We start from the raw sequence: 1,367 nt of genomic DNA, 5'->3' as shown, positions 1-1,367 counted from the left end.
CCCAGAAGTGTTAACTTCTGGGACTATGTTCTCAGATGCCCTCTCTCTTGCCATTGACCTCCCGCGCTCCCCTCCAGATTGGAGGCGTTTGGGTAAAGAATTGCCGTACGAATGGATCGAAGCCGCCCTCGAAGCAAAAGGGAAGGCCAGTATCCGTCGTCGTCGCCTTCCTGCACAGCAAGTGGTGTGGCTGGTCATCGCTTTGGCCCTGTATCGCCATTTGTCAATCAAGGAAGTACTCGAAGACCTGGATCTGGCCGTCCCGGAATTGGAAGGCGTGTGCGTCACGGCCAGCGCGGTGTGCCAGGCGCGCCAGCGACTCGGGCCCGAACCACTACGTTGGCTGTTTGAATGCTCGGCCCAGGCATGGAGTCAGGAAGATCACTCAGCCTATTTGTTTCACGGGATGAGTCTTTTTGCCATGGATGGCACGACCTTGCGTCTTGCCGAGAGCGAGGCCAACCGCGCACACTTCGGCGCCCAGAAGTATGCCAAAGGGAGTGTGGCCAGTTACCCACAAGCGAAGGGCGTCACACTGACTGCCGTACCGACACATCTGGTCCTCGATGCCCGTTTTGGGCCCTACGCGACGAGTGAAGCGAGCTTCGCCAAGGAGTTGATCGTCAGCGTGCCAAACAGCTCCCTCACCATCTTTGACTCGGGCTTTTTGTCAGCAGAAATACTGTGCAATTTGGCTGGGCAGGGACATTGTCGTCACTATCTGATTCCGGCGAAGAGTAATACACGTTGGAAGCTCATCGAGGGAACAGTGGAAGACGGGCTTGTCGAGATGGAGGTCTCTGACTCGGCCATGCGCAAGGATCCGACGCTGCCCGCTTCATGGCGTGCCCGCGCGGTGCGCATCGGCGCCGGCACCGGCGATTTGAAATATTTACTCACGTCGCTCACCGATAAAAAAGCCATCACAGCCAAGCAAATCGTCGACTGCTACTGGCGCCGCTGGGCAATCGAGACGAGCTATCGCGAGCTCAAGCAGACCATGCTGGGAACGGCGCATACCTTACGCAGCATGACAGTCGACGGGACGATGCAGGAAATCTGGGGCGCACTCATCGCCTACAATTTGTTGCGAATTGAAATCGCCAAGGCCGCTCTCGAAGCGAAGTGCCAGCCTACCGACATCAGCTTTGTGCTGGCACTGCGCACGATTCAATATGAGTTGTTCATCGCCGCAGCAACTCAGGCGCAAGGAAAACTCCCCGCCACGTTAAGCCGTCTGCGGGAGCGGCTGGTGCTTGATCTGAAGACTCATCGACCCGATCGGAAATTCGACCGGGTCGTAAAAGCGAAAGCCCAGAGATATCCGGCAACCAGATTGAAGTCAAGCGCTTAACTTAACGGCATTA

General features: G+C 56.8%; 1 protein-coding gene. It reads left to right on the top strand.

The features are described 5' to 3' along the window. The first annotated feature begins 25 nt into the window (after nt 1-25). Complete coding sequence (locus RBA41_RS33315; RefSeq protein ID WP_306628633.1) at nt 26-1,354, top strand: IS4 family transposase; 1,329 nt, start codon at nt 26-28, stop codon at nt 1,352-1,354. Nucleotides 1,355-1,367 lie beyond the last annotated feature (13 nt).

Origin of the sequence: Massilia scottii (genome assembly GCF_030846495.1) — a bacterium.
Classification (GTDB): domain Bacteria; phylum Pseudomonadota; class Gammaproteobacteria; order Burkholderiales; family Burkholderiaceae_D; genus Telluria_A; species Telluria_A violaceinigra.
This window is presented reverse-complemented; position numbering and strand designations above follow the sequence as displayed.

Coding starts and splice junctions, on each gene's coding strand:
- RBA41_RS33315 (WP_306628633.1), top strand. CDS start 26: ATGTTCTCAGATGCCCTCTCTCTTGCCATTGACCTCCCGCGCTCCCCT.